A 20,175-nucleotide genomic window follows, 5' to 3' on the forward strand; every position below is an offset into this window, starting at 1 on the left:
AAGATCGATGGCCACCCAGGCTGTAGCGCGGCCGCGGCCCTCCGCCTTCCGCTCTGTCCGTGCACTCCTCGCCTCCCCGATGGCGCCGTTCTATCTCGTGCTCGGCTCCGTGACGGTGCTGGTCGGGCTCGGGCTGCTGATGGTCCTGTCCGCCTCGGCCGCCATGGCGCAGGCCAGCGGCGTCAGTCCGTACTTCTACCTCATCCGGCAGGCCCGCTCGCTGGCGGTCGGGCTCGTGCCCGCCGCGATCCTCGTGTTCGTGCCCCCGGATGTGCTGCGCCGCTTCGGCTGGCTCGCCTGGGGCATCGCCGTCGTGCTGCTGCTGCTGGTCCTGACACCGCTCGGCGTCGGCTCGGGCGGCAACGTCAACTGGCTCGTGCTCGGCCCCGTCCAGATCCAACCCTCCGAGTTTGCGAAACTCGCGCTCGTGGTGTGGTGCGGGACGATCTTCCACAACAAGCGCGGCCGGCTGCACGAGGTCTTCCAGCTCGCCATCCCCTTCGTGCCGCTCGGCGGGCTGGTGCTGGTTCTGGTGCTCGCGGGTCGCGACCTCGGCACGGGCATCATCCTCGGCCTGATCCTCGTGCTGATCCTGTGGTTCGTCGGCACGTCCTGGAAGGTGCTGGTCCCGTCGTTCACGCTCGCGGTCGTCACGATGGTCCTGCTGGTGTACGGCTCGGGAAACCGCATGAGCCGCATCGCGATCTTCCTCGACCCGTCCTCGGACACCGACCTGTCGAGCCAGCCCATCGCCGCGCTCTACGCGCTGGCCTCCGGCGGCTGGTGGGGGGCGGGGCTGGGGGCCGGCAGGCAGAAGTGGGGAGGGCTGAAAGACGGCGCCCACACGGACTTCATCTTCGCGGTCCTCGGCGAGGAGCTCGGCCTGTTCGGCGTGCTGCTCGTGATCGGGCTGTTCGCGCTGCTGGCCTGGGCCGGCCTCGAGATCGCGCTGCGCTCCGACAAGATGTTCAACCGCATCGTCGCCGCGGGCCTGACCGGCTGGTTCGTCGTGCAGGCCGTCATCAACATCTTCGTTGTGATGCACCTGCTCCCGGTGCTCGGCGTCCCGCTTCCGTTCATGTCCTATGGTGGGTCCGCGCTCATGGCCTCGCTGATGGGCGTCGGCGTGCTCCTGTCGATCGCCCGGGACACGCCGGCCGCCCGCACCTACCGCGCGTCGCGCCCGAGCAAGAAGTCGCGGCCGCGCATGACCTCGGTCATGGCGGCCACCAAGGAGGACTGACCCGTGACCAGCATCGTGCTGGCAGGTGGCGGCACCGCGGGGCACACGTCGCCGCTGATCGCCACGGCCAAGGCCATCGTCGAGCGTGACCCGCAGGCGTCTATCACCTGCATCGGCACCCCGAAGGGGCTGGAGACCAGAGTCATCCCCGAGGCCGGGCTGACGCTCAGCCTCGTGGACCCGGTGCCGCTCCCGCGCACCGTCAACCTCGACCTCGTCCGGCTGCCGTACACGCTGGCCCGCTCCGTGCGCCAGGCGCGCCGGGTACTGCGCGACGCGGACGCCGATGCGCTGGTGGGCTTCGGCGGCTACGTCTCCATCCCGGCCTACCTCGCCGCCCGCACGCTGGGCGTCCCCGTCGTCGTGCATGAGGCGAACAAGCTGCCGGGCATCGCCAACAAGGTCGGTGCCAGGTTCGCCGCCTACGTGGCCACGACGTTCCCCGAGACCACCATGCGCGGGTCGCGCCTGATCGGGCTGCCGATGAAGCGGTCGATCACGCATCCGACGCAGACCCCGGCCGAGGCCCGCGCGGAGTTCGGCCTCGACCCCGAGCGGCCGACGCTGCTCGTGTCGGGCGGCTCGCAGGGGGCCGTCAGCATCAACGCCGCCGTCGACGGGGCCAGGGAGCAGATCCTGGCCGCCGGCATCCAGATCCTGCACGTGCTCGGGCTGAAGAACTTCACGGATGCGGACACCGTCGTGCAGCACGCCTCCGGCGCCGCCTACGTGCCGGTGCCCTATGTCTCGGACATGGCGCACGCCTACGCCGCCGCCGACCTGATGCTCGGCCGGGCGGGCGCAGGCACGGTGATGGAGACCGCCGTCAGCGGGCTGCCCGTGATCTTCGTGCCGCTGCCGTGGGGCAACGGGGAGCAGGGGCGCAACGCCGCGGAGCTCGTGGCGGCGGACGCCGGGTGGCTGGTCGAGGACTCCTCCCTGACCCCGGATAGACTGGCCGGGTTGGTGACGTCATCGTTCGCCGACCCCGGACGCCTGACGCGCATGTCCGCCGCCTGTCGTGAGCTGTATCCCTCCGACGCCGCGGACGTCCTCGCGGGGGCCGTCCTCGAAATCGCCCGGAAGAAAGGCAACTGATGCTGCTCAGCCCCGTTGAGGTCGTCGACGCCCGTGAGGTCGGCCCGGTGCACTTCATCGCCGCCGGAGGCTCCGGCATGAGCGGGGTCGCGCGCCTCTACGCGGAGCTCGGCGTCCCGACCACCGGCTCCGACCAGTCCGACTCGCGGGCGCTGCGCAGCCTCGAGCGCGTCGGCGTGCGCACCTGGGTCGGGCACGACGTCGGCCACCTCGGCGACGCCGAGACCGTCGTCATCTCCTCGGCCATCCGCGAGGACAACGTCGAGCTGGCCGAGGCACGGCGGCGCGGACTGCGCGTGTGGCACCGTTCCGCGGCGCTCGCCGCGCTCATGCTCGGCAGGCGGGGCGTGGCGATCGCCGGCACCCACGGGAAGACCACCACCACCGCCATGACCGCGACCATGCTCAGCGAGGCCGGCAGAGACCCGAGCTACGTCATCGGTGGGGCGCTGTCCACGTCCGGCGTGAGCTCGGAGCTCGGCTCCGGCGACGCCTTCGTCGTCGAGGCCGACGAGTCGGACGCCTCCTTCCTGCAGTACCCGACCGAGATCGCCGTGATCACCAACGTGGAGGCGGACCATCTGGTCAACTGGGGCACCCCGGATGCCTACGCCGAGGGGTTCCACCAGTTCGCCACCGGGCCGTCGGTGAGGCACGTCGTCATCAACGTCGACGACGCCGGCTCGCGCGCCCTGGCCGACCGGCTTAGGGCAGAGGGCCGGGAGGTCATCACCTACGGCGAGGCCGTCGACGCGGACGTCCGCTTCGACGACGTGCGCGCGCTGGCCAGCGGGGGAGTGACAGCCACGCTGAGCTACGGGCACGACTCTGGGCCGCTGACGCTGCAGGTACCCGGCAACCACAACCTCAAGAACGCTTCGGCCGCCTACGCCGTCGGGCGGCTGCTCGGCCTCACCCACGACGACGCGGTCACGGCACTTGGCCGCTTCGTCGGCACGCTGCGCCGCTTCCAGCTCATCACCGACACCGCGGGCATCCGCGTCTACGACGACTACGCGCACCACCCGACCGAGATCCACGCGGCGCTGAGCGCTGCCCGCCGCGCCACGGAGGCAGGCAACGAGGCCACCGGGTTGAACGGGCGGCTCATCGCCTGTTTCCAGCCGCACCTCTACTCCCGCACGATGGACTTCGTCGAGGAGTTCGGCGAGGTGATGACCGAGCCCGACATCGCCGTCATCAACGACATCTGCGGCGCCCGGGAGGACCCGATCCCCGGCGTCACGGGCGAACTGGTCGTCGACTCGGCGCGCCGCCACGGCCAGGAGAACCTCGTCTACGTCAAGGACAAGTACGACCTGCCGGAGGCACTCAACGACATCGCGCGGCCGGGGGACCTGATCATCACGCTCGGCTGCGGCGACGTGACGATTGTCGGCCCGCTGCTGGCCACGCTGCTGGCCGAACGCCCCGAAGCCAGCGCGCCGTGACGCAGCCGTTGCCCCCGGGCGTCTTCGCCAAGGCCCTCCAGGAGCGCCGCGTCAGGCAACGTCGGCGCAGGGTGATCGGGTGGAGCGTCGGGGGTGGCCTGCTGCTGCTGGTCGTCGCGCTCGTCTACGCCGGCTGGTTCTCGCCGTGGCTCACCGCGCAACGGGTCGAGGTGCACGGCACCTCGCTGCTAACGCCCGACGAGGTGGCGCAGGCCGCCGAGGTGGAGATGGGCGTGCCGCTGCTCAGCCAGGACCTCGCCGCCGTCCGCGGCCGCGTGGCCGCACTCCCGGAGGTGCGCGACGTCACGGTCGGCACGCAGTTCCCCGAAACCGTGGTCATCAACGTGACAGAACGCGCCGTGGTGTACCAGCGTGCCCGCGACGGTGGCGTCGACTGGGTGGACTCCGACGGGATCGTCTTCCGGCACACCGACGACCCCACGGGGGTCATCCAGGTCGAGACGGACACGGACGACCAGCGGCTGCTCGCCGATGTCGCGACCGTCGTGCTCGCCCTGCCCGACGACGTCTCCGCGAAGGTGCGCAGCTTCCAGGCGGACGCGGTCGACCAGATCGAGTTCCACATCTCCGGCGGCCGCACCGTCGTGTGGGGGAGCGCGGACGAGTCCGAGCTCAAGGCCCAAGTGCTCACCGCGCTGCTCACCGTCGACGCGAGCGTCTACGACGTCTCCGCCCCGTTGCACCCGACCACGAAGTGACCGGGGTCTCGGGCCCTGGACGTCAAACCCTGAAGTACCACTTGAGGTGATTCGCAGGCGAATCGGCGGGGGTGTTGGACTCATGCATGGCCACTCCCATAGCCTTCACCCCATGGCTAGCGCATCTCAGAACTACCTCGCCGTGATCAAGGTCGTCGGCGTCGGCGGCGGCGGCGTCAACGCCGTCAACCGCATGATCGAGGCGGGGCTCCGCGGGGTCGAGTTCATCGCGGTCAACACCGACGCGCAGGCGCTCCTGATGAGCGACGCCGACGTGAAGCTCGACATCGGCCGCGAGCTGACCCGCGGCCTCGGCGCGGGAGCCGACCCGGCGAAGGGTCGGCAGGCCGCCGAAGACCACTCGGACGAGATCGAGGAGGCGCTGCAGGGCGCCGACATGGTGTTCGTGACCGCGGGCGAGGGAGGCGGCACCGGGACGGGTGCGGCTCCCATCGTGGCGAAGATCGCCCGTTCGCTCGGCGCGCTGACCATCGGCGTGGTGACCAGGCCGTTCTCCTTCGAGGGCCGCCGCCGTTCCACGCAGGCCGAGTCCGGCATCGAGTCGCTGCGCGAAGAGGTCGACACCCTCATCGTCATCCCCAACGACAAGCTGCTGCAGATGACCGACCACCAGGTCGCCATCCTCGACGCTTTCAAGCAGGCGGACCAGGTGCTGATGCAGGGCGTATCCGGCATCACCGACCTGATCACGACGCCCGGCCTGATCAACCTCGACTTCGCGGACGTGAAGTCCATCATGAGCCAGGCCGGTTCCGCCCTGATGGGCATCGGGTCGGCCCGCGGCGAGGATCGCGCACGTGCCGCGGCCGAGATGGCGATCAGCTCCCCGCTGCTCGAGGCGAGTATCGACGGTGCGCACGGCGTGCTGCTGTCCATCGCCGGCGGCTCCGACCTCGGCCTGTTCGAGGTCTCCGCCGCCGCGCAGCTCATCGAGGAGGCGGCACACGACGAGGCGAACATCATCTTCGGCACCGTGATCGACGACGCGCTGGGCGACGAGGTCCGGGTGACGGTCATCGCCGCAGGGTTCGACGGCGGCCAGCCGCAGAAGAAGGTCGCCGCTGTCCGCAAGCCGGAGGTCCGGCCGGCGACGCAGCCGCGTCCCGGACCCGGCGCGCCGGCGCCGGTGGCCACCGCGATGCCCGGGCAGCCGACGCCGGCCCCGCGGCCCGCGCCGGTGGTCGAGGACGACGACGACCTGGATGTCCCCGACTTCATGAAGTGAGTGGGGCGCGCCGGTGCGTCGCCCCCGTGCGGGAGCCGCGCCACGCTAGCCTTGCGAACAATCGCAGCAGCTGCCAAGGAGGGAATCGTGGGCGTTCGTAAGCTTGCGGCGTGGATGGGCCTCGTCGAGGACGGCCGGTACCGCACCGACGACCCCGTGGACCACGACGCCGAGGGTGAGGCGACCAACGACGTCTACGTCGACGAGGAGCCGAGCCAGGAGATCAGCAGGGTCGCGCCCATCAGGCGACCCGCACAGCTCACGCCGGTCGAACACAAGGAGGTGGCCGACCTGAGCCGCATCGTCAGCGTCCGACCCCGCTCGTACAACGAGGCGCGCGTGATCGGCGAGAACTTCCGCGACGGCATCCCCGTCATCATGAACCTCTCGGACATGGAGGACGGCGAGGACAAGCGCCTCGTCGACTTCGCGGCCGGGCTGATCTTCGGCCTGCGCGGCAACATCGAGCGGGTTTCGAGCAAGGTCTTCCTCCTGTGCCCCCACAATCTGGTGGTCGGCCCGGAGGACAAGGAACGCATCGCCTCCGGTGGGTTCTTCAATCAGAGTTGAGCCTGGAGCAGGTGCCAATCTCAACCCGACTAGCAGCTTTCAGCGCGCCTCGAGGGCGTTAGGCTACGCTGGAAGCGCCGGCTTCGGCCGGTCACATCTTTGACGAGTACTGGAGCAAGCATGAGCCTGACCCTTGATGAGGTCCGCCAGATCCGCTTCCGCATGACGCGACGCGGTGACGTCGGTTATCAGGTGGGCGACGTCGACACGTTCATCGACAAGGTCGAGGTCACCTTCGACGAATTCGAGAAGGAGCGCGAGCGCCTTCGCCGCGAGATCGACTCCGTCCAGGCGACCAACGTCTCCCCGGCGGCAGGCGACGACTCCGATCTCCGGTCGGAGCTGAAGGCCAAGGACGACACCATCGCGCAGCTCCGCGCCGAGGTGGACCGCCTGAACTCCGCGATCAGCGCCGGCGGCGACGCGACGGCCGCGCAGGCCGCGGCCGAGGGTCGCGTCCGTGAGCTCACTGCGCAGAATGAGCAGCTGAAGAACCAGCTCGACCAGGTTCGCGCCGAGTTCGACAAGGCCCGCTCTGAGCGGGTCACCAATGTCGCCGGTACCCAGCACCTGACGGTCACGGCCAGCGAGGATGCCGCCCCCGCCGTCACCCGGCTGCTGCAGATGGCCACCGACCAGGCCACCACGCTCGTGAACGAGGCCCAGGCTGAGGCGCAGCGGAAGCTGGCCGAGGCCGAGCAGCGCGCCACCGAGATCAAGACGGACGCCCGCACCAAGGCCGACCGTGTCGAGTCGGAGGCCCGCGTCAACGCCGAGCAGCTGACGAAGCAGGCGGAGGCACGCGCCGCGGCCGTCGATCAGCAGGCCGCCGACCGCCGTCACGCGCTGTTCTCCGATCTGGAGCGCGAGCAGGGCGAGCTGGTCGGCAAGGTCACCGCGCTGCGAGACTTCGAGTCCAGCTACCGTCAGAACCTCACGGAGTCGCTCAAGCGCTTCCTCGGTTCGATCAACGACGATCACCCCGAGCCCGGCGAGGTGCCCGAGCTCGCCCAGCGGCCGTCGGAGACCCCGCGTCTCGACGCCCTGGCAAGCGGAGATCAGTCCTAGTCACATCCACTTCATCGGGCAGCCGACCCCGCGCGGGGTCGGCTGCCTGCATGTGGTGCACAGTGGTGTACCCTTCGCAGACAGCAACCGCCAGAAAGAGCTACGACATGCCAAAGAAAGCCGCCGACGAAGTTCGGGCGCTCCCGGTCCTCGAAGGCGAGGACCCGTGGACCTCGGAGGAGATTGCCGAGCAGCGCGCTGAACTCTCCGACGACCTCGAGCGCCTCGAGCGCCGCATCCGCTCCGCGGAGGAGACGCTGCAGTCCCTCCTCAAGGGCGGCACCGACGGAGCCGGCCGCGACCCCGCGGACGTCGGCTCCAGCAACTTCGAGCGGGACCAGGAGGTCTCCCTCGCGGCCAACGTCCGCGAGATGGCGGAGCAGGCGCGCCTGGCCATCGCGCTCTTCGACAGCGGTGAGTACGGCTACTGCGAGGTGTGCGGCCAGCCGATCGGCAAGGGGCGTCTGCAGGTCTTCCCCCGAGCCACCCTGTGCGTGACCTGCAAGCAGCGCGAGGAGCGGCGCTGAGGTGCGCCGCAGCGCACTGATCCTCGTCGCCTGCGGCATCGGGTTGGGCGGCCTCGCCGTCGACCAGCTGGTCAAGTTGGCCTCCGTCGCGTTCCTGACCCCCGGCGTGCCGGTCCCGATCGTCGGGGACCTGCTGCAGCTGCAGCTGATCCGTAACCCCGGCGCCGCCTTCGGGATGGGGTCCTCGGCCACCATCGTCTTCACCATCCTCGCGATGGTGGCGACCCTGGCCTGTCTGTTCGTCGTCCTGCCGCGGGTGACCCGCATGTGGCAGGCCGTCGTGGCCGGCCTGTTCCTCGCCGGCATCACAGGCAACCTGGTCGACCGGATCTTCCAGCCCCCGGCGGCGCTGCACGGGCATGTGATCGACATGTTCTCGCTGCGCGGCTTCGCGATCTTCAACGTCGCCGACATCTGCATCACCGTCGCGGCGGGCATCGTGATCGGCTGGTCGCTGTTCGCGGACCGGGCCGAGGCGAAGGCGAGGAAGGCCGCGGCCCGATGAGCCTGTTCATCGTGCCCGACACACTGGCGGGCCAGCGCGTCGACGCAGTGGCCGCCCGGGTGTCGGGGTACAGCAGGGCGCGTATCGAGCTGCTCGTCGAGGCCGGCAGCCTCAGCCTGGGTGGGACGATCGTCACGAAGGGTTCGCAGCGCGTCGCCGGGGGAGAGCTGCTCGAGTTGCTGGAGGATCCCGCGCCCACCACCGCGACGGCGGTCCCGCAGCTCGCCGACGGCGTCGGGATCGTCTACGAGGACGCCGACATCGTCGTCGTCGACAAGCCCGTGGGCGTCGCGGCACACCCCAGCCTCGGCTGGGGCGGCCCGTCGGTAGTGGAGCACCTGGCCGCCGCCGGCGTCGCTGTGTCCACGTCGGGGGCCGCCGAGCGGCAGGGCATCGTCTCGCGCCTCGACGTCGGCACCAGCGGACTGATGGTCGTCGCCAGGTCCGAGGTGGCCTACAGCGTGCTCAAACAGGCGTTCCGCGACCGGACGGTGGACAAGACGTACCACACGCTCGTGCAGGGGCACCCCGACCCGTTCGTCGGCACGATCGACGCGCCCATCGGCCGCCATCCCGGCGCCGACTGGAAGATGGCCATCCTCGAAGGTGGCCGCGCATCCGTCACGCACTACGAGACGTTGGAGGCGCATCGGGCGGCGACGCTGCTGCAGGTCCACCTCGAGACGGGCCGCACGCACCAGATCCGGGTGCATATGGCGGCGATAGGCCATCCGTGCGTCGGGGACCCGCTGTACGGCGCCGATCCGGCGCTGTCGGCCAGGCTGGGGCTGGGCCGCCAGTGGCTGCACGCCGTCGGCCTGGGTTTCACGCATCCGACGCGCGGCGACCATGTCGAGTTCAGTTCCCCCTACCCTGCGGATCTGCAGCGAGCCCTCGATCTGGTGCGGGCCGACTGATTCCAGGCCAGGGCGCCGTGTCGTCCTGCAACGACGTCGGGTAGGGTTGTCGCCGTGCGTAGAGCAAAGATCGTTTGTACCCTCGGCCCTTCGGCCGAAGCAGTTGACCGCCTCGTTGACCTGATCAACGCTGGCATGAATGTCGCCCGACTCAACATGAGCCACGGCGACTACAACGAGCACGGCACCCGGCTCAAGAATGTCCGTGCCGCAGCTGACATCACCGGCAAGACCGTCGGCGTGTTCGCCGACCTCCAGGGCCCCAAGATCCGTCTCGGCCGCTTCCTGAACGACGAGAAGCCGTACCTGGCCGTCGGTGACATCTTCACCATCACCATCGACGACATCCAGGGCACCAAGGAGCGTTGCTCGACGACGTTCAAGGGCCTGCCCGGCGACGTCAACGTCGGCGACCAGATCCTGATCGACGACGGCAAGGTCGCCCTGAAGGCCATCCAGGTCACCGACACCGACGTGGTCTGCGAGACGGTCGTCCCCGGTCCGGTCTCCAACAACAAGGGCATCAACCTGCCCGGCGTCGCCGTCTCGGTCCCCGCCCTGTCCGACAAGGACGAGCGTGACCTGCGCTGGGCGCTCGCCCACCCCGACATCGACATGATCGCGCTGTCCTTCGTCCGCTCCGGCGACGACATCAAGCGCGTCCACGAGATCATGGACGAGGAGGGTCGCCGCCTGCCGGTCATCGCCAAGCTCGAGAAGCCCCAGGCGATCGCCAACCTGCAGGAGATCATCGACTCCTTCGACGCCTTCATGGTCGCCCGTGGCGACCTGGGCGTCGAGCTGCCGCTGGAGGAGGTGCCCCTGGTCCAGAAGCGGATCGTACGCGCCGCGCGCAAGTGGGCGAAGCCGGTCATCGTGGCCACCCAGATGCTCGAGTCCATGATCAACAACCCGCGCCCGACGCGCGCCGAGGCTTCCGACGTCGCGAACGCCATCCTCGACGGCGCCGACGCCGTGATGCTGTCCGGAGAGACCTCGGTCGGCGACTTCCCTGTCGAGACCGTCTCCACCATGGCGCGCATCGTCGAGAAGACGGAGCGCGAGGGCCACGCCGAGATCCACATCATCGACTGGGACCCGCACACCACCGGGGGCATCCTGGCCAAGGTGGCTGCCGAGGTCGCCGAGCGTATCGGTGCCCGCTACCTCGTCGCGTTCACCAAGTCGGGTGACACCGGACGCCGCCTGTCGCGTCTGCGCTCGCCCATCCCGATGCTCGTGTTCTCCCCGGAGAAGTCGACCCGCCAGACCATGACCCTGTCGTGGGGTGTCGACACGCACATCACGCCGGAGTTCACCGCGCAGGAGGAGATGGTGGACGCCGTCGACCAGTACCTGCGCACGAACAACCTCATCGAGGTCGGCGAGCGCATCGTGGTCGTGTCCGGCTCGCCCATGGGTGTCCCCGGAAAGACCAACAACCTCCGCGTGCACAAGGTCAAGGACCTGCCCGAGGCCTGAGGCTGAGCAGCAGTAGACAAGGATCGGGGCCCCGCAAGGGGTCCCGATCCTTGTGTTGTGGAGGTGCCCGGGAGGGGATTCGAACCCCTAAGGTCTCTCGACCAGACGGGTTTGAGCCGTCCGCGTATACCGTTCCGCCACCCGGGCGAGGGCAGCGAGGATCATTGTAGCCACAGCCCGTCGGGCGACGGCCAGCGGCGGGCAGGCGGCACGAGTTCGCGTGCGCCGGAGGCGCAAGGTACTATTCAGCGCAGGTTTGATCAGAGGAGCTCGCCTCTCAGGGCGAGGGGAGAAGAGTCGAAGTATGGATAAGAAGAAGCCCGCTGTCCTGGTTGCCGAGGACGAGGCGCTGATCCGACTGGACCTGGTCGAGCTGCTCACCGAGGAGGGCTACGAGGTCGTCGGCGAGGCGGGTGACGGCGAGGAGGCCGTGAAGCTCGCCAGGGAACTCGAGCCCGACCTGGTCATCATGGACGTGAAGATGCCCAAGATGGACGGCATCACCGCCGCTGAGATCATCGCCGAGGAGCGCATCGCGCCCATCGTCATGCTCACGGCGTTCTCGCAGCGCGACCTCGTCGAGCGGGCCCGCGATGCCGGCGCCATGGCCTACGTCGTCAAGCCCTTCGGCGCCTCCGACGTCGTCCCGGCGATCGAGATCGCCATGGGCCGCTTCCAGGAGATCACCGCGATCGAAGAGGAACTGGCCAACCTCGAGGACCGCCTCGAGTCGCGCAAGATCATCGACCAGGCCAAGGGCATCCTGCAGCAGGACCTCGGCCTGACCGAGCCTGAGGCGTTCCGCTGGATCCAGAAGACGGCGATGGACATGCGCAAGTCGATGCGGGACGTCGCCGAGGGCGTCATCTCGCACAAGAAGAAGGCCTGACCCCTAGCTGCCCGCGGGGGCCGCGATCAGCCGGCACGTCAGCCGGCCGATGGCCGTCGTCCGGCCGGCGTCGTCGGTGATCTCCACCTGGTAGACGGCCAGCGTCCTGCCGAGGTGCAGTGCCGTGGCGACGCCTGTGACGCGGCCCGACCGCACGGCCTTCAGGTGGGTGACGTTCAGGTCGACGCCGACGGGCACCTTCCCGTCCGGCATCCCGTGGGCCACCGCGCCCATCGAGGCCAGGGTCTCGACGAGCACGCCGGACGCGCCGCCGTGCAGGAGACCGAATGGCTGCTGGTTGCCCTCCACGGGGATCGAGCCGACGACCCGCGACGGTGTGAGTTCGGTCAGCTCGAGGCCGAGCTTCGCGTCGAGGGGGGAGGCCATGGAGTCGAGCCAGGCAGGCAGGTCTGTCATGTCACGACAGTAGGCCATCTGGCCGGTCCTCGGCCGACGGCCCATTCGGTAGGCTCGGCGTGTGACTGACGCGCCAAGACTGCTGCTGATCGACGGCCACTCCGTGGCCTACCGGGCGTTCTACGCCCTCCCGGTGGAGAACTTCGCCACCAGCACGGGGCAGCACACCAACGCCGTGTTCGGGTTCACCTCCATGCTGATCAACGTGCTGCGCGACGAGCGACCCACCCACCTTGCCGTCGCGTTCGACGTTGCCAGGCAGTCGTTCCGCACCGAGGAGTACCCGGAGTACAAGGGCACGCGCGCCAAGTCACCCGAGGAGTTCACGGGACAGGTGACCCTCATCAAGGAGGTCCTCGACGCGCTCAACGTCGCCCACCTGGAGCTGCCGGGCTACGAGGCGGACGACATCATCGCGACGATGTCGACGCGCGCCGAGGCCGAGGGGTTCGACGTGTCGATCGTCACCGGCGACCGCGATGCCATGCAGCTCGTGACCGACCACGTCACGGTTCTCTACCCGCGCAAGGGTGTCTCGGACCTCGCGCGGATGACCCCTTCCACCGTGGAGGAGAAGTACCTCGTCCCGCCCGCCCGCTACCCGGAGCTCGCGGCGCTGGTGGGGGAGACCAGCGACAACCTCCCCGGGGTGCCCGGCGTCGGGCCGAAGACTGCGGCGAAGTGGCTGACCGCCTACGACGGGCTGGACAACATCGTCGCCCGCGCAGAGCAGATCCCCGGCAAGGCGGGCGCCTCGCTGCGCGAGCACCTGGGCGACGTGGTGCGGAACCGGCGGCTGAACGCGCTGGTGCGCGACCTCCAGCTCGACACGACGGTGGCGGCGACGGAGCGGCACGACTGGGACCGTGCGCGCGTGCACGAGCTGTTCGACGCGCTGGAGTTCCGGGTCCTGCGCGAGCGGCTGCTGGAGCTCGCGCCCGCGGAGGAGACGCAGGCCGAGGCCTTCGAGGTGCGCGGCGGACCGCTCGCCCCGGGCGCCGTCGGCGCCTGGCTGGAGGCGCATGCCTCAGGGCCGACGGCCGCGGAGTTCGTCGGCCACTGGGGCTCCGGCACGGGGGACGTCATCGGCATCGCGCTGGCCGCGGGCGACGGCGAGGGGGCGTGGCTCGACACGGCGGCCCTGACGCCCGCCGACGATGCCGCCCTGGCGTCCTGGCTCGCCGACCCGGCCCGCACTAAGTACGTGCACGGCGCCAAGGGCCCGATGCTGGCCTGCTGGGCCCGCGGCTGGGAGTTGCGCGGCGTCGCCGTCGACACGCTGCTCGCCGCGTACCTGGTGCGCCCCGACCAGCGCGCCTATGACCTTGCCGACCTCTCGCTCCGGCTGCTGAACCGCGACCTGAGCCTCGCCGCCGACACCACGCAGGACCCGCAGGCGGCCTTCGACTTCGACGAGGACTCCGACCGCGACGCCGAGGCTGCGCTGCTGCGTTCCCGCGCCGTGTTCGACCTCGCCGGCGCGCTGGAGGCGCAGCTCGAGGAGCAGGGCGCCGCAAGCCTCATGACGCAGGTCGAGCTGCCCGTGCAGGTGAGCCTCGCGCGCATGGAACGCGCCGGCGTCGCCGTCGACCGCGACCGGCTGGAGGCGCTGCGCGGCGAGTTCGACGCCAACGTCAGCGCGGCGCAGCAGGCCGCCTGGGACGTGCTGGGCCACGAGGTGAACCTCGGCTCGCCCAAGCAGCTCCAGGGCGTGCTGTTCGACGAGCTCGACATGCCGAAGACCCGTCGCACGAAGTCCGGCTACACCACGGACGCGGAGGCCCTGGAGGGTCTGTTCGCGAAGACCGCGCACCCGTTCCTCGGTCACCTGCTCGCGCACCGCGATGCGATCCGGCTGCGCCAGACGGTCGACGGGCTGCTGGCCGCCGTCGCCGATGATGGCCGCATCCACACCACCTACGTGCAGACGATCGCCGCCACCGGCCGCCTGTCGTCCACGGACCCGAACCTGCAGAACATCCCGATCCGCACCGCGGTCGGCCGGCGGATCCGCTCCGCGTTCGTGCCGGGGGAGGGCTTCGAGTCGCTCATGTCGGCCGACTACTCGCAGATCGAGATGCGCATCATGGCGCACGCGTCCGGCGACGCCGGCCTCATCGACGCATTCACATCAGGCCGTGACTTCCACGGCGAGATGGCGTCGCTGGTGTTCGGGGTCGAGCCCGGGGACGTGACCGGCGAGATGCGGGCCCGTATCAAGGCGATGAACTACGGGCTGGCCTACGGGCTGAGCGCGTTCGGGCTGAGCAACCAGCTGAAGATCTCGGTCGGCGAGGCCAAGGCGCTGATGGAGGACTACTTCGCGCGCGTCGGGGGCGTGCACGCCTACCTGGCCGGCATCGTCGACGAGGCGCGCCGCACCGGCTACACCGAGACGATGCTCGGTCGGCGCCGCTACCTGCCCGACCTGACGAGCAGCAACCGGCAGCGCCGCGAGATGGCGGAGCGGGCGGCCCTGAACTCACCGATCCAGGGGTCGGCGGCCGACGTCATCAAGGTCGCGATGATCAACCTCGACCGGGCCATCTCCGAGGCGGGACTGGCCAGCCGCGTGCTGCTGCAGGTGCACGACGAGCTCGTGCTCGAGGTCGCACGGGGGGAGCGGGAGGCCGTCGCCGACATCGTGCGGCGTGAGATGACCGGGGCCTTCGACCTGTTGGTGCCGCTCGACGTTTCCGTCGGCGTCGGCCAGGACTGGGAGTCCGCGGCCCACTGATCAGTCCTCGGCGGCGCCGATCGGGTCGAAGTGGAAGAACACCCGGGAATCCCAGTCGGTCCCGTCGAAGTCCCAGCAGATGATGATGGCGAGCCGCGGTTCCCCGTCGAAGTCGACCATCAGGTCCGAGTCGGGGTCGTAGTCGGCGACGGCGATCTTGGTGGCGTCCGTGAACTCGTAGCACTGAGATGCGCCGTCCGGCCCCGTCAGCCGTAGCAGGTCGCCCGGCTCCAGCTGTGAGCGCCCGTCGGCGAACAGCTCGTTTCCGACGGCCCCACCGTTGCCGTAGGTGTGGATCGTGAGGACGACCTGCCCCTCGTCGCTGCCCGGCTCCGGGCCCCCACTCCACCAGGACGCCATCCGCGGCTCGTCGAGCGGTGGGGCGGCGATGCTGCCGGTCGCGTCGAGGTTGAGGGCGACGACGGGTTCGTCCACGTCCAGCGCCTCGATGCTGTAGCGGTCCGGCACGAAGCCCTCGCCTGCGGGTGAGCAGCCATCGGGGGGCGCCGAGGAAGACGGGGCGGGCGCCGGCGTTGACGGCGACGCGGCGGGAGAGGGTAGCGGACCTGCCTCCTGCCCGGCGGGATCCGTTGCCTCGGAGGCAACCCCCCACACGGCGAGGGCGAGGACCAGCAGGCCCACGACGAGCAGAACGAGTCGGGGCAAGGTAGTCTTCCGGCTGTCCGGGCCGTGGCGCGGCTGGGTCACGGCCCCAGCTTAGGCCCCGCGCCGGCACTCGCCGGCCAGGTTGACCCTCGTGGCATGCCTGGGTATCCTAGGGGGGCACTCTGGCCTGCATTGCCTCGGACGGAGCAGGGAGTGCTGTAAAGGGCCAGAACGCGAGACTTTTCTCATTCGGAGCCCTACTACATGACCTCCTCTACTGAGGCCTCGACTGTCGCAGTCGACGACATTGGCACTCCCGAGGCTTTCCTGGCCGCGGTCGACGCCACCATCAAGTACTTCAACGACGGGGACATCGTGTCCGGCACCGTCGTCAAGGTCGATCGGGACGAGGTCCTGCTCGACATCGGTTACAAGACCGAAGGCGTCATCCCCTCGAAGGAGCTGTCGATCAAGCACGACGTCGACCCGTTCGACGTCGTCAAGGTTGGCGACGAGATCGAGGCGCTCGTCCAGCAGAAGGAGGACAAGGAAGGTCGCCTGATCCTGTCCAAGAAGCGTGCTCAGTACGAGCGCGCCTGGGGCACGATCGAAAAGATCAAGGAAGAGGACGGCGTCGTCACCGGCTCCGTCATCGAGGTTGTCAAGGGTGGTCTCATCGTTGACATCGGTCTTCGTGGCTTCCTGCCCGCCTCGCTCGTCGAGATGCGTCGCGTCCGTGACCTCCAGCCCTACGTGGGCATGGAGCTCGAGGCCAAGATCATCGAGCTCGACAAGAACCGCAACAACGTGGTCCTGTCGCGTCGTGCGTGGCTCGAGCAGACCCAGTCCGAGGTCCGCCACACCTTCCTCACCCAGCTGCAGAAGGGCCAGATCCGCAAGGGTGTCGTGTCCTCGATCGTCAACTTCGGCGCCTTCGTCGACCTTGGCGGCGTCGACGGCCTCGTGCACGTCTCGGAGCTGTCCTGGAAGCACATCGACCACCCGAACGAGGTTGTCGAGGTCGGCATGCCCGTCACGGTTGAGGTCCTCGAGGTGGACATGGACCGCGAGCGCGTGTCCCTGTCGCTGAAGGCGACCCAGGAGGATCCGTGGCAGACCTTCGCGCGTCTGCACCAGATCGGCCAGATCGTGCCCGGCAAGGTCACCAAGCTCGTCCCGTTCGGCGCGTTCGTCCGCGTCGGCGAGGGCATCGAGGGCCTGGTCCACGTGTCCGAGCTCGCCGAGCGTCACGTCGAGATCCCCGAGCAGGTCGTCTCCGTCGGTGACGAGCGCATGGTCAAGGTCATCGACATCGACCTCGAGCGTCGCCGCGTCTCCCTGTCGCTCAAGCAGGCCAACGAGGGCGTCGACGTCCAGTCCGACGACTTCGACCCGCTGCTGTACGGCATGCAGGCGTCCTACGACGACCAGGGCAACTACATCTACCCCGAGGGCTTCGATCCGGAGACCAACGAGTGGAAGGAAGGCTACGACGAGCAGCGCGCAGCCTGGGAGGCCCAGTACGCCGAGGCCCACGCCCTGTGGGAGCAGCACAAGCGTCAGGTCGAGACCGCCGAGGTCGCCGAGCGCGATGCGGCCGTCGAGGCCGGCACCGGCTACACCACTGAGACCTCCACTGAGGGCTCGCTGGCTTCGGACGAGTCGCTGCAGGCTCTCCGCGAGAAGCTCGCCGGCAACTGAGTTCCTGACTCACCAGCGCTGAGGCGCCGATCCCCGCAGGGGGATCGGCGCCTCAGCTGTCTCAGGGGCCCTCTCTTCCCTGAATCCGCCCCTGTTTCCCTGAGCCTGTCGAAGGCCACCCCGTCCGCCCCTTTCCGCACAACAATGCGTATTCGGGGGCCGCTGCAGCATGGAAACAGCAACCCCGCAATACGCATCGTTGTGCTCCGGATCGCAGTGGCCCTGACCCGCAGGGCTCCCTGAGCCCGCCCCGGTTCCCTGAGCTTGTCGAAGGGCCCTGAGCCCACCTCGGTTCCCTGAGCTCGTCGAAGGGCGCCGAGCGCAGCGAGGCGAAGACCCACCGCCCCACGCAGTGCTTTCCGGCATGGCCAGCGTTGACGAGACGCAGGACTGGAGCCGGGACCCTTCGCTGCGCTCAGGGCGCTTCGACAGGCTCAGCGACCCGACCGGTTCCCTGAGCTCGTCGAAGGGCGCCGAGCGGAGCGAGGCGAAGACCCGCCGCCCCACGCAGTGCTTTCCGGCATGGCCAGCGTTGACGAGACGCAGGACTGGAGCCGGGACCCTTCGCTGCGCTCAGGGCGCTTCGACAGGCCTGTGCTGAGCCCGGTCGAAGTGCTCAGCGACCCGACCGGTTCCCTGAGCCCGTCGAAGGGCGCCGAGCGGAGCGAGGCGAAGACCCACCGCCCCACGCAGTGCTTTCCGGCATGGCCAGCGTTGACGAGACGCAGGACTGGAGCCGGGACCCTTCGCTGCGCTCAAGGCGCCTCGACAGGCCTGTGCTGAGCCCGGTCGAAGTGCTCAGCGACCCGACCGGTTCCCTGAGCTCGTCGAAGGGCGCCGAGCGCAGCGAGGCGAAGACCCACCGCCCCACGCAGTGCTTTCCGGCATGGCCAGCGTTGACGAGACGCAGGACTGGAGCCGGGACCCTTCGCTGCGCTCAGGGCGCTTCGACAGGCTCAGCGACCCGACCGGGTCCCTGAGCTCGTCGAAGGGCACCGAGCGGAGCGAGGCGAAGCACCCACCGCCCCACGCAGTGCTTTCCGGCATGGCCAGCGTTGACGAGACGCAGGACTGGAGCCGGGACCCTTCGCTGCGCTCAGGGCGCTTCGACAGGCTCAGCGACCCGACCGGTTCCCTGAGCTCGTCGAAGGGCGCCGAGCGGAGCGAGGCGAAGACCCGCCGCCCCACGCAGTGCTTTCCGGCATGGCCAGCGTTGACGAGACGCAGGACTGGAGCCGGGACCCTTCGCTGCGCTCAGGGCGCTTCGACAGGCTCAGCGACCCGACCGGTTCCCTGAGCTCGTCGAAGGGCGCCGAGCGGAGCGAGGCGAAGACCCGCCGCCCCACGCAGTGCTTTCCGGCATGGCCAGCGTTGACGAGACGCAGGACTGGAGCCGGGACCCTTCGCTGCGCTCAGGGCGCTTCGACAGGCTCAGCGACCCGACCGGTTCCCTGAGCTCGTCGAAGGGCGCCGAGCGGAGCGAGGCGAAGACCCACCGCCCCACGCAGTGCTTTCCGGCATGGCCAGCGTTGACGAGACGCAGGACCGGAGCCGGGACCCTTCGCTGCGCTCAGGGCGCTTCGACAGGCTCAGCGAGCCGTCGACCCCCTGCCGAGGGTGGAGATCGTCGTGCACATCACCACGGACAAGGACGGAAACCTCGACCCGGTCGCATCGGTGGAGCGCGCCGACACGCTGACCACCACACTGCTCGGCGAGTTGCTCGGCGACGGGTACTGCAGCCGAATCCCTTCGCTTCGCTCGGGCACCTCGACGGTCCTGTGCTGAGCTGGTGAAGGGCTCGGCGAACCGGGATGGGCACCTCGACAGGTGTGCTGAGCAGGTCGAAGGGCTCGGCGAACCGGGATGGGTACCTCGACAGGTGTGCTGAGCAGGTCGAAGGGCTCGGCGAACCGGGATGGGCACCTCACGACCGAGCACGGCTAGGCTGACCCGCATGCCACGCATCGCGCTGACCGGGGGGATCGCCTCCGGAAAGTCCACCGTCGCCGAGCTGTTCCGCGAGCTGGGGGCCGTGATCATCGACTCGGACGTGCTGGCCCGCGAGGTCGTCGAGCCGGGGACAGAGGGACTGGCCCTGGTCGCGGAGCGCTTCGGGCCGATGGTCCTGCGACCTGACGGGGCGCTCGACCGTGGCCGGCTGGGGGACTTGATCTTCGCCGACGAGGACGCCAGGGCAGACCTCAACGCGATCATCCACCCGCGCGTGCGGGTGGCCTCCGAGGAACGCGAGACCGCCGCCCCCGACGGGTCCGTCGTGCTGCACGTCATCCCGCTCCTGGTGGAGGCCGGCCTGGCGGCCGGGTTCCGGCACGTCGTGGTCGTGGACCTGCCGGAGGACGACCAGCTGGAGCGCCTGATAGAGCGCAACGGGCTCACCCGGGAGCAGGCGCTCGCACGGCTCGCGGCCCAGGCCTCCCGTGACGAGCGGCTCGCGGTGGCCTCGTGGGTGATCGACAACTCCGGCTCGCTGGAGGAGACGGCCGGCCAGGTCGTCGACCTCTGGAACGGGCCGATCGCCTCGCTGCCCTGAGGTCAGCCGGCGGCGCGGATGAGCCGCGCCACACCGGATGCGACGTCCGGCCGGAGCCCGGGGAAGATCCCGAAGAACACCACGGCCCCGACGCCGAGCAGGAAGACGACTGCCTAGGCGCGCCCCGCGGGAGGTGAAGGTGAGCGGTGTTCCTCGTGGCGGCCCTGACCACGAGCCAGTCGACAGCCACGCGCACGATCGTGCCGATCGGGCTGGCCGCGGGCATGCCCGCCGGCCTTGTCACGGGGTTGTGGGTCGGCGGCCTCGGCGGCATCTACACGCTGCCGGCCAACGGCCCGCAGATCGCGGCCGCGAACTTCGACCTCACCGGCACCACCAAACTCGGGACGAAGCTGGTGGATCACAGCTTCTTCGTCCCGATGCTCATCCTCAGCGTCACCACCACCGCGGCGGGCGCCCTCATCGGCGTGCTGCTCTTCTGAGC

At 69.6% G+C, this 20,175-nt stretch carries 19 protein-coding genes and 1 tRNA gene; 17 read left to right on the forward strand and 3 right to left on the reverse strand.

Features of this window, described 5'->3' with window-relative positions; translation table 11 throughout:
• Positions 1 to 7: 7 nt before the first annotated feature.
• The 11 genes from ftsW to pyk all read left to right on the forward strand — a co-directional run bounded on the left by ftsW (position 8) and on the right by pyk (position 10,826).
• Positions 8 to 1,243 (forward strand): putative lipid II flippase FtsW, encoded by a 1,236-nt coding sequence (gene ftsW / locus QH948_RS04665; RefSeq protein ID WP_281145716.1) that lies wholly within the window; start codon positions 8 to 10, stop codon positions 1,241 to 1,243.
• A 3-nt stretch (positions 1,244 to 1,246) separates the two neighbouring features.
• Positions 1,247 to 2,341 (forward strand): undecaprenyldiphospho-muramoylpentapeptide beta-N-acetylglucosaminyltransferase, encoded by a 1,095-nt coding sequence (murG, locus tag QH948_RS04670; protein WP_281145717.1) that lies wholly within the window; start codon positions 1,247 to 1,249, stop codon positions 2,339 to 2,341.
• Positions 2,338 to 3,792 (forward strand): UDP-N-acetylmuramate--L-alanine ligase, encoded by a 1,455-nt coding sequence (murC, locus tag QH948_RS04675; protein WP_281146139.1) that lies wholly within the window; start codon positions 2,338 to 2,340, stop codon positions 3,790 to 3,792. Before murG ends, murC begins: the two co-directional genes overlap by 4 nt.
• Complete coding sequence (locus QH948_RS04680) at positions 3,789 to 4,511, forward strand: cell division protein FtsQ/DivIB (protein WP_281145718.1); 723 nt, start codon at positions 3,789 to 3,791, stop codon at positions 4,509 to 4,511. The genes murC and QH948_RS04680 overlap by 4 nt, the downstream gene beginning before the upstream one ends.
• Positions 4,512 to 4,623: 112 nt before the next feature.
• Entirely contained in the window at positions 4,624 to 5,757 is a 1,134-nt protein-coding gene (gene ftsZ, locus QH948_RS04685; RefSeq protein WP_219080502.1) for a cell division protein FtsZ, read from the forward strand.
• Between the two features lie 84 nt (positions 5,758 to 5,841).
• Entirely contained in the window at positions 5,842 to 6,327 is a 486-nt protein-coding gene (locus QH948_RS04690; protein ID WP_281146140.1) for a cell division protein SepF, read from the forward strand.
• A 120-nt stretch (positions 6,328 to 6,447) separates the two neighbouring features.
• On the forward strand, positions 6,448 to 7,395 hold the full coding sequence (locus QH948_RS04695) for a DivIVA domain-containing protein (protein WP_281145719.1): 948 nt from the start codon (positions 6,448 to 6,450) through the stop codon (positions 7,393 to 7,395).
• A 107-nt stretch (positions 7,396 to 7,502) separates the two neighbouring features.
• On the forward strand, positions 7,503 to 7,922 hold the full coding sequence (locus QH948_RS04700) for a TraR/DksA family transcriptional regulator (RefSeq protein ID WP_281145720.1): 420 nt from the start codon (positions 7,503 to 7,505) through the stop codon (positions 7,920 to 7,922).
• Position 7,923: 1 nt separating this feature from the next.
• A complete protein-coding gene (locus tag QH948_RS04705; protein ID WP_281145721.1) occupies positions 7,924 to 8,427 on the forward strand; it encodes a signal peptidase II in 504 nt (167 codons plus the stop codon).
• Complete coding sequence (locus QH948_RS04710; protein ID WP_281145722.1) at positions 8,424 to 9,344, forward strand: RluA family pseudouridine synthase; 921 nt, start codon at positions 8,424 to 8,426, stop codon at positions 9,342 to 9,344. Before QH948_RS04705 ends, QH948_RS04710 begins: the two co-directional genes overlap by 4 nt.
• A 54-nt stretch (positions 9,345 to 9,398) precedes the next feature.
• Positions 9,399 to 10,826: a pyruvate kinase gene (pyk, locus tag QH948_RS04715; RefSeq protein WP_281145723.1), complete on the forward strand. Its 1,428-nt coding sequence runs from the start codon at positions 9,399 to 9,401 to the stop codon at positions 10,824 to 10,826.
• 64 nt (positions 10,827 to 10,890) lie between these two features.
• On the opposite strand, the gene QH948_RS04720 is transcribed toward pyk, so the two are convergent.
• A tRNA-Leu gene (locus QH948_RS04720) sits at positions 10,891 to 10,973 on the reverse strand.
• A gap of 157 nt (positions 10,974 to 11,130) precedes the next feature.
• Between QH948_RS04720 and QH948_RS04725 the strand changes: the two genes are divergently transcribed.
• On the forward strand, positions 11,131 to 11,715 hold the full coding sequence (locus QH948_RS04725) for an ANTAR domain-containing response regulator (RefSeq protein ID WP_281145724.1): 585 nt from the start codon (positions 11,131 to 11,133) through the stop codon (positions 11,713 to 11,715).
• Between the two features lie 3 nt (positions 11,716 to 11,718).
• Here QH948_RS04725 and QH948_RS04730 read toward each other — a convergent pair whose 3' ends face one another.
• Complete coding sequence (locus QH948_RS04730) at positions 11,719 to 12,132, reverse strand: PaaI family thioesterase (protein WP_281145725.1); 414 nt, start codon at positions 12,130 to 12,132, stop codon at positions 11,719 to 11,721.
• A gap of 61 nt (positions 12,133 to 12,193) precedes the next feature.
• Here QH948_RS04730 and polA point away from each other — a divergent pair, with 61 nt between their 5' ends.
• On the forward strand, positions 12,194 to 14,869 hold the full coding sequence (gene polA / locus QH948_RS04735) for a DNA polymerase I (RefSeq protein ID WP_281145726.1): 2,676 nt from the start codon (positions 12,194 to 12,196) through the stop codon (positions 14,867 to 14,869).
• On the opposite strand, the gene QH948_RS04740 is transcribed toward polA, so the two are convergent.
• Positions 14,870 to 15,535 (reverse strand): class F sortase, encoded by a 666-nt coding sequence (locus QH948_RS04740; protein WP_281145727.1) that lies wholly within the window; start codon positions 15,533 to 15,535, stop codon positions 14,870 to 14,872. It abuts the gene before it with no gap.
• 204 nt (positions 15,536 to 15,739) lie between these two features.
• On the opposite strand from QH948_RS04740, the gene rpsA reads away from it, so the two are divergent.
• From rpsA to QH948_RS04760, 4 genes are all read left to right on the forward strand, one after another.
• On the forward strand, positions 15,740 to 17,176 hold the full coding sequence (rpsA, locus tag QH948_RS04745) for a 30S ribosomal protein S1 (protein ID WP_281145728.1): 1,437 nt from the start codon (positions 15,740 to 15,742) through the stop codon (positions 17,174 to 17,176).
• 1,629 nt (positions 17,177 to 18,805) lie between these two features.
• Complete coding sequence (locus QH948_RS04750; RefSeq protein ID WP_281145729.1) at positions 18,806 to 18,964, forward strand: hypothetical protein; 159 nt, start codon at positions 18,806 to 18,808, stop codon at positions 18,962 to 18,964.
• A gap of 169 nt (positions 18,965 to 19,133) precedes the next feature.
• Complete coding sequence (gene coaE, locus QH948_RS04755; RefSeq protein ID WP_281145730.1) at positions 19,134 to 19,730, forward strand: dephospho-CoA kinase; 597 nt, start codon at positions 19,134 to 19,136, stop codon at positions 19,728 to 19,730.
• 146 nt (positions 19,731 to 19,876) lie between these two features.
• Complete coding sequence (locus QH948_RS04760; protein WP_281145731.1) at positions 19,877 to 20,173, forward strand: anaerobic C4-dicarboxylate transporter family protein; 297 nt, start codon at positions 19,877 to 19,879, stop codon at positions 20,171 to 20,173.
• The last annotated feature ends 2 nt before the right edge of the window (positions 20,174 to 20,175 follow it).

It is taken from the genome of Tessaracoccus lacteus, assembly GCF_029917005.1.
Lineage (GTDB): Bacteria > Actinomycetota > Actinomycetes > Propionibacteriales > Propionibacteriaceae > Arachnia > Arachnia lactea.

Excerpts from the sequence above, each read along its gene's own strand:
- QH948_RS04730 (WP_281145725.1), bottom strand. The coding sequence starts at position 12,132 with ATGACAGACCTGCCTGCCTGGCTCGACTCCATGGCCTCCCCCCTCGAC.
- ftsZ (WP_219080502.1), top strand. The coding sequence starts at position 4,624 with ATGGCTAGCGCATCTCAGAACTACCTCGCCGTGATCAAGGTCGTCGGC.
- rpsA (WP_281145728.1), top strand. The coding sequence starts at position 15,740 with ATGACCTCCTCTACTGAGGCCTCGACTGTCGCAGTCGACGACATTGGC.
- QH948_RS04700 (WP_281145720.1), top strand. The coding sequence starts at position 7,503 with ATGCCAAAGAAAGCCGCCGACGAAGTTCGGGCGCTCCCGGTCCTCGAA.
- QH948_RS04710 (WP_281145722.1), top strand. The coding sequence starts at position 8,424 with ATGAGCCTGTTCATCGTGCCCGACACACTGGCGGGCCAGCGCGTCGAC.
- QH948_RS04695 (WP_281145719.1), top strand. The coding sequence starts at position 6,448 with ATGAGCCTGACCCTTGATGAGGTCCGCCAGATCCGCTTCCGCATGACG.
- coaE (WP_281145730.1), top strand. The coding sequence starts at position 19,134 with ATGCCACGCATCGCGCTGACCGGGGGGATCGCCTCCGGAAAGTCCACC.
- QH948_RS04725 (WP_281145724.1), top strand. The coding sequence starts at position 11,131 with ATGGATAAGAAGAAGCCCGCTGTCCTGGTTGCCGAGGACGAGGCGCTG.
- ftsW (WP_281145716.1), top strand. The coding sequence starts at position 8 with ATGGCCACCCAGGCTGTAGCGCGGCCGCGGCCCTCCGCCTTCCGCTCT.